This window comes from Xanthobacter pollutisoli, from assembly GCF_040044995.1.
Lineage (GTDB): Bacteria > Pseudomonadota > Alphaproteobacteria > Rhizobiales > Xanthobacteraceae > Xanthobacter.
Window position 1 is genome coordinate 1 of the sequence record NZ_JBDZDP010000051.1, and the last position, 6932, is coordinate 6932.

Annotated in this window: 5 protein-coding genes and 2 pseudogenes; 1 reads left to right on the forward strand and 6 read right to left on the reverse strand. The window is 62.4% G+C overall.

Annotated elements, in window-relative coordinates; all coding sequences use genetic code 11:
• Nucleotides 1-173: 173 nt before the first annotated feature.
• Nucleotides 174-281: pseudogene (locus ABLE93_RS26540) on the forward strand (IS5/IS1182 family transposase); the annotation flags it as partial.
• 72 nt (nucleotides 282-353) lie between these two features.
• Here ABLE93_RS26540 and ABLE93_RS26545 read toward each other — a convergent pair.
• The 6 genes and pseudogenes from ABLE93_RS26545 to ABLE93_RS26570 form a co-directional block, all read right to left on the reverse strand.
• Nucleotides 354-1520: an acyl-CoA dehydrogenase family protein gene (locus ABLE93_RS26545; RefSeq protein WP_348842669.1), complete on the reverse strand. Its 1167-nt coding sequence runs from the start codon at nucleotides 1518-1520 to the stop codon at nucleotides 354-356.
• Nucleotides 1517-3526: an ATP-binding protein gene (locus ABLE93_RS26550; protein ID WP_348842670.1), complete on the reverse strand. Its 2010-nt coding sequence runs from the start codon at nucleotides 3524-3526 to the stop codon at nucleotides 1517-1519. Before ABLE93_RS26550 ends, ABLE93_RS26545 begins: the two co-directional genes overlap by 4 nt.
• The gene (locus ABLE93_RS26555; RefSeq protein WP_348842671.1) at nucleotides 3511-4305 is read right to left on the reverse strand and encodes a crotonase/enoyl-CoA hydratase family protein; all 795 of its coding nucleotides are present in this window, start codon (nucleotides 4303-4305) and stop codon (nucleotides 3511-3513) included. The genes ABLE93_RS26550 and ABLE93_RS26555 overlap by 16 nt, the downstream gene beginning before the upstream one ends.
• Before the next feature lie 9 nt (nucleotides 4306-4314).
• On the reverse strand, nucleotides 4315-5913 hold the full coding sequence (locus ABLE93_RS26560; RefSeq protein ID WP_348842672.1) for an acyl-CoA carboxylase subunit beta: 1599 nt from the start codon (nucleotides 5911-5913) through the stop codon (nucleotides 4315-4317).
• Nucleotides 5914-5916: 3 nt separating this feature from the next.
• Complete coding sequence (locus ABLE93_RS26565) at nucleotides 5917-6546, reverse strand: TetR/AcrR family transcriptional regulator (protein ID WP_348842673.1); 630 nt, start codon at nucleotides 6544-6546, stop codon at nucleotides 5917-5919.
• A gap of 146 nt (nucleotides 6547-6692) precedes the next feature.
• Nucleotides 6693-6932 (reverse strand): annotated as a pseudogene (locus ABLE93_RS26570) (3-oxoacyl-ACP reductase); the annotation flags it as partial.

Genomic DNA, 6932 nt, shown 5'->3' on the forward strand with positions numbered 1-6932 from the left:
CAGCGTCTTCTCGCCCTTCAACGCGGCCAATGCCACCTTCGCCTTGAACGCCGGGGAATGGGTGCGGCGGGTTCGTCTGGTCATCCAATGCTCCTGAACTGCGGCGATATCCTCGCCGCCTGCAGGCGCGAAATCCACTCACGTGACTGTCCGAATTCGCGGAGCCACCTCTCCTGTCCGCGCGGGAGTTCGACCGTCAGGTTGCTGAGTTCCAAGTCCGTGTCGCAGTCCTCAACGGGTTCACCGCGATCGGCACACCCATCACAGAGGTCGCAGGATAGGTCTGTCCGGGGAAAGGGGAGGGCCGCCCATCACTCGATTTGTGCAACAGAGCCGTACAGTGACAGTCGGCGTCACATGCGCTTGGCGACTTCCTCGAGCATCACCTCGGTCGCGCCGCCCCCGATGGCCTGGACACGCGCATCACGTGACATCCGCTCGACGGGTGTTTCGCGCATGTAGCCCATACCACCGTGGAATTGCACACAGTCATAAAGCACGGAGTTGACGAGTTCGCCGCAATAAGCCTTGACCATCGAGACCTCCTTTACGCAGTCTTTCCCCGCGGCATCCAGACCGGCGGCGTGATAAACTAGTTGACGTCCGGCTTCGATCCGGGTCTGGCAATCGGCCAGACGCTGGCGCACGGCCTGCTTGTCCCAAAGGACGCCGTCGAAGGCCTTTCGCTGTTTGACATAATCCACAGTCATGTCGAGTGCGGACTGCGCCTCGGCGCAGGCCATCGCGCCCAGAACGATCCGTTCGTTCTGAAAGTTCTTCATCACCGAATAGAAGCCGCGGTTGACCTCGCCCAAAATGTTCTCGGCCGGCACGCGGACATCTTGGAAGATCAACTCGGCCGTGTCAGAACACAGCCAGCCGGTCTTGTTCAGCGCCCGGCCGACCGAAAAGCCCGGCGTGCCCTTTTCGACTGCGAACATAGTGATCCCGCGCGATCCCTTGGCATCGGGGTCAGTCTTGGTGCCGACGAAATACAGGTCGCCATGAACGCCGTTCGTGATGAACATCTTGGTGCCGTTCAACACCCAGTCCGATCCGTCCTTCACCGCACGGGTCCGCATACCCGCCACGTCGGACCCGGCACCCGGTTCGGTCACCGCGACGGCGGCGATCTTTTCGCCCGAGGTGATCGCCGGCATCCAGCGCGCCTTTTGTTCGGCTGTGCCTGCATTTTCGAGATGCGGCGAGGCCATGTCGGTATGGACCAGAACAGTGGCCGAAAATCCGCCGAAGGTCGAGCGGCCAACCTCTTCGGCCAGCATCACGCTGGACATCACGTTCAGCCCTGCGCCGCCGTATTGTTCGTCATAGCGCATACCCAGCACGCCCAGATCACCCATCCGGCGCAGCACGTCGCGCGGCACCATGCCGTCCTTTTCCCAGGCGTCTGCCTTGGCCGTCACCTCGGTTTCGATGAACCGGCGCAACTGGCCGCGGATCATTTCGAGGTCTTCGTTGAATGGCCCGCTGGCAGTTCCAATCGCATCCTGTCTGGTCATGTCTGGTTCTCCGGATAAAGTTTGACGAGGGGAGCGTTCCCGGCGACGGTATCGCCTGGCGCGCAGTAGATTTCGGCCACCACGCCCGTGACAGGCGCGGGCAGGCTTTGAAGCAGTTTCATCGCTTCCAGCACCACCAGCGTATCGCCCGCCGCGACACGGTCGCCCGGGGCGACGCGGATTTCGGCAACGGCGCCCGGCATCGGGGCGGCCAGCGTATCATCGCCAGCGGCCTGATGGCTGGAGCGTCGCAGGTGACGATCCTGAAGCACTTGGAACTGGTGTGTTGTCATTCCGGCCGGGGTCTGCACATGCACCCGCCAGCAAGCCTCCGCGCGTTCGACATGGGCGACACGAGAGAAGGGAACGCCATTGGCCCGGCCGCTTAGCCGACCGGCGTTCAATTCCGGGGCCTCTACCGTGACGCTCTGGCCTTCCAGCAGCATCACCGTGAGCTGTGATTTGCCGCCGCCCACCCGCAACGGTTCATCGCTGCTGCCGTGCCAGTATGAGGCCATGCCCTGCCGCCCGGCGGGACCGGTGAGGCGCCAGCCGCCAAGGCTTTGCCATGGGCTATCATTTGCAGGGGAAAGGTTCAGATGCAAGGCGATGGCGGCCAATGCCGTGCCCTGGTCATCGGGTTCGTTCCAGCCACCCGGCAACATCTCGGGCAAGCCCGAAGTGTGATGCCGGAACGCCTGGAAATCGGGGTGGGTCAGAAGCGCGCGCTGATAGGTCAGGTTCAGGCCCACGCCGCCGACGGCGAAGGTATCAAGAGCGGCGACCGCCTGGCGGATCGCGCCGGCCCGGTCGGGTGCGTGCACGATCAGCTTGGCCAGCATGGAATCGTAATGGTGGCTGACGACCGAACCCGCCTTGACGCCGCTGTCCAGCCGTGCGCCTGCGGGCGGCGCCCAAAGGGTGATCCGGCCTGTCTCGGGGCGGAAGTTTTCTGCCGGGTTTTCGGCAGCGATGCGGATCTCGATTGCGTGCCCGTCGAACCGGATATCGGATTGCGCCAGCGTCAGCGCCTCGCCCCGCGCGATGCGCAACTGCCATTCCACAAGGTCAATCCCCGTGATGGCCTCGGTCACGGGATGCTCTACCTGGAGGCGGGTGTTCATCTCGAGAAAATAGTAGTCGCCGCTTGCCGGATCATAGAGGTATTCCACTGTCCCGGCCGAACGATAGCCAATGGCCTGCGCCAGCCGCACCGCCGCCGCGCGCATGTCGGTGCGCAGGGCTTCGGGCAGATCGGCGGCGGGGGCCTCTTCGATCAGCTTCTGGTGGTTTCGCTGAAGCGAACAGTCTCGGTCGCCCAGATGCAGCACGCGGCCATGGTTGTCGCCCAGAACCTGCACCTCGATATGTCGTGCGCGGGGGGCGTAGCGCTCCAGAAACACCGTCGCGTCGCCAAACGCGCCTTTTGCCTCTGACCGGGCCGAGGCGATGGCCTCTGCCGCGTCGTCCAGATCGGTCACAAGGCGCATCCCGCGCCCTCCGCCACCTGCACTGGCCTTGACGAGAAACGGGCAACCAAGCGCCCGTGCCTCGTCCTGCAATCTTGCGTCGGATTGATCTGTCCCGCGATAGCCGGGAAGAACGGGCACGCCTGCGGCCTCGGCGGCGGCCTTGGCCTCGATCTTGGAGCCCATGCGCGCAATGGCATCAGCTTCGGGGCCGATGAACACAAGCCCTGCCGCTTTCACAGCGGCCGCGAAATCCGCGTTTTCCGAAAGGAAACCATAGCCCGGATGCACCGCGCCTGCGCCTGCCGCGCGCGCGGCCTCAAGAATGGCCGGGATGTTCAGGTAGCTGTCGGCCGGTGCGGCGCCACCAATGCAAATGGCATGGTCCGCCTCGACCACGAAGGGCGCGTCGCGGTCGGCCCCCGAAAAGACTGCCACGCTTTCCAGGCCCAGTTTGCGGCAGGCGCGCTGGATGCGGCGGGCGATCTCGCCACGGTTCGCGATCAGGACACGGGTAAAGCTCATTTCACCCGCCATGACGGCGTATCCTTGTTCAGGAAACTGTTGATGCCTTCGATGCCTTCGCTGGTTTCCCAGGCGTCGGCCAGCCGGTCGGCGGTGTAGATCATGTTTGTTTCAAGGTCATGGCTGGCGACATAGGCAATCAGCGCCTTGGTGTCCGCAACCGCGCCGGGTGCTGCCTGAAGATGATCGCGCACCACCCGTTCCACGGCGGCGTCCAGATCGTCGGGCGCGACGACCTCGGTCAGAAGCCCGATCCGTTCTGCGCGTGCGGTGTCGAACAAGGCACCCGACAACATGGTTTCGCGCGAATGCACCTTGCCGATCCGGGCCACGACATAGGGCGATATATTGGCCGGCAAAAGGCCCAGCTTCACCTCGGTCAGTCCGAACTGCGCCCCCCCGGCGCCGATCGTGTAGTCGCAGACGGAAATCATGCCGACCCCGCCGCCATAGGCCGGGCCGTTGATCCGGCCGATCAGGGGCTTGGGCATTGTGTCAAGACGGCGCAGAAGCCGCGCAAGGGTCGCGCTTTGCTCGACCCGCTCGGTGCGCGTCTTTTCGACATTCGACGCAAACCAGTTGAAATCCCCGCCCGCGCAGAAACTTTTGCCGTTACCGGTCAGAACGACAATGCGCACAGACGCGTCTGCGGCCAGTCTTTCCGCGGCGTCGTAAAGCTCGGCGATCAGGTCGCCGTTCAGGGCATTGTGCTTGTCTGCCCGATCAAGCGTGATCGTCGCAACGCCACGGGCGTCGGTTTCAACAAGGATCTTCCTGTAACTCTGGGTCATGGGTGCAGCTCACATCCTGAAGACAGGGGTATGGCGTCCGGCATCGGGCACCGATGTCACGATGGCCAGGCACAGCCCCAGAATATCGCGGGTCTGGCCCGGTTCGATCAGCCCGTCATCCCACAGCCGCGATGTCGCGTAATAGGGGTCGGACTGTTTGCCGTATTGGGCACGAACCTGGGCTTCGATCCGCTCCAGGTTCGCTTGCATTCTGGCTGGGTCGCCACCTTTTTGCCGGCGCAGTTCAAGCATAACGTTGGTGGCAATGTCGGCCGACATGGTGGCCAGTTCCGCGGTCGGCCAGGCAAACAGGAAATTCGGCGCAAACCCGCGTCCGCACATGCCGTAGTTTCCCGCCCCGTAAGAGCCACCCAGCAGCACGGAAAGGCGCGGGACTTTGGCAACGGACATGGCGTAGACCAGTTTGGCGCTGTTCTTGGCAATACCGCCGCGTTCGGCATCGGTGCCGACCATGAAACCCGAAATGTTATGCAGGAACAGCAGGGGGATGTTTCGCTGGTCGCACATGGACACGAATTGCGCCCCCTTCAGCGAGCTTTCAGAGAGAAGCGCCCCGTTATTGGCCAGAATTCCCACGCGATAGCCATGGATACGCGCCGTGCCGCAGACTAATGTCTCACCCCAGCCGGGTTTGAATTCGCGGAACTCTCCCGCGTCGATCATGCGCAGCAAAACCTCTTTCATATCATATGGTTGTTTGCGGTCGGCGCTGATGATGCCCAGCAGTTCCCCGGGGTCATGAGCAGGCGGCGCGGGGGTGGCGTCGGGCTGCATCGGGCGTGATTGGCCCAATTCGGCCAGGATGTCACGCATCAGCGCCAGCGCGTGATACTCGTCCTCGGCCAGATGATCGGATACGCCCGAGACATGCGAATGCATCTCGGCCCCGCCCAATGTTTCACCATCCACCTCTTCGTTGATGGCGACCTTGACGATGGACGGCCCGCCAAGATGGATGCGCGCATTGCCCCGCACCATGATGACCTCGTCCGACAGTGCGGGAATATAGGCCCCGCCTGCCGTGCAGCCGCCGAACACCGCCGAGATTTGCGGCAAGCCTGACGCTGACATATTGGTCTGGCGATAGAAGGAATTGCCGAAATGACGCGCATCGGGAAAGACCCGATCCTGTTCGGGCAGATAGGCGCCGCCGCAATCCACCAGGTAAAGGCAGGGCATCCGGTTTTCCGCCGCGATTTCCTGCGCGCGGATATGTTTCTGCACCGTCTCATGGTAGAAGGAGCCGCCCTTCACCGTCGCATCGTTTGCGATGATCATGCACGGCAGGCCGTGAACGATCCCGATACCCGTGACGATCCCTGCTCCGGGAACCTCGCCACCATATTGCCCGAATGCCGCCAGAGAGGACAGTTCCAGAAAGGCCGTGCCCGGATCCACCAGAAGGTCAATCCTCTCGCGAACCAGAAGTTTGCCGCGGTTGCGATGGCGTTCAACCATTTCCGGGCGTCCGCCACCAGAGGCCGCGGCAATCCGTTCCCGCAAGGTTTCAACCCGCGCGCTCAGCGCCGCATGGTTGCGTGCATAGACCTCCGACGATGCAATTACCTTGGTTTCGAGCCGCGCCATGTATCAGACATCCTGTTTCTCGAGTATTCCGTGAACGAACACGTCGGCGTAAGTCTCTGCCAGCGCTTCGACGCTGCCGCGCGCAGGATCGAACCATTCAAGTGTGGCATTCAGGGCGCCGATCAGCATCAGCCGCAGGTGGCGGACATCCACATTCTGTTTCAACGCGCCCCCCACCTGCAGCCGGGCCAGCAGACTGTCCCACTCTGCTTCGTAGGAACGGCGTGTAGGCAGGTTGGCGTCCCGGACAGACTGCGGCACCTGGCCGAAGATGCGAACATTCGCCGAAGAGTAATCACTGACATCCAGAAGGGCGCGTAAATGCGCCGTGATTGCAGCGCGCAAGATGACTTCGGCGCTTGCGTCGGCTGCTTGCGAAAGAACGGCACGGCGCATTTCAGCGTGGACGGCCTTGATGCCAGCGTCGAGTATCGACAGCACGATCTCGTCCTTTGAGCCGAAGTGATAATAGATGCTGCCCGCCTTGATCCCCCCAACCTGAGCGATTTTCCTCAGCGAAACAGAGCCATAGCCCTGCTCACGAAAAAGCCGGGCAGCAACATCAAGCACGCCCTCTCGCCCAACCGGGTTGCGCGTTTGCGGAGCCGCCTGGTTCGTTGCGAGTTCAGACATGGGGTTATTCTGCAATTCTACACATAACTAACACTTGTTAGGTATGGCGCCAAATGTCAAACCCTTATTGGCGATCCCCCGGAAATTCGTGGCAAGGTGGTCCGGCCGTCGGCAGCACGAAAAAGACTGCCGACAGCCGTGCGGTTTCAGATCGTGAAACCGCCGCCGCAGATGATATGCTGACCCGAGATGAAGTTCGATTCCGGCGCGCAAAACAGATAGACCGCGCCTGCCGCCTCTTCCGGGGTGCCAACCCGACCTAGGCCGTGTGGACGAATTTGATCAAGCAGAGGCCTGCGGCGAAACTGACGATGGATCGGAAGTTTCGAGCCGTCTTTTCGCAGCGTAGCGCGACGCGCTTGAAGCGTTTGATGCGTCCCATGCCC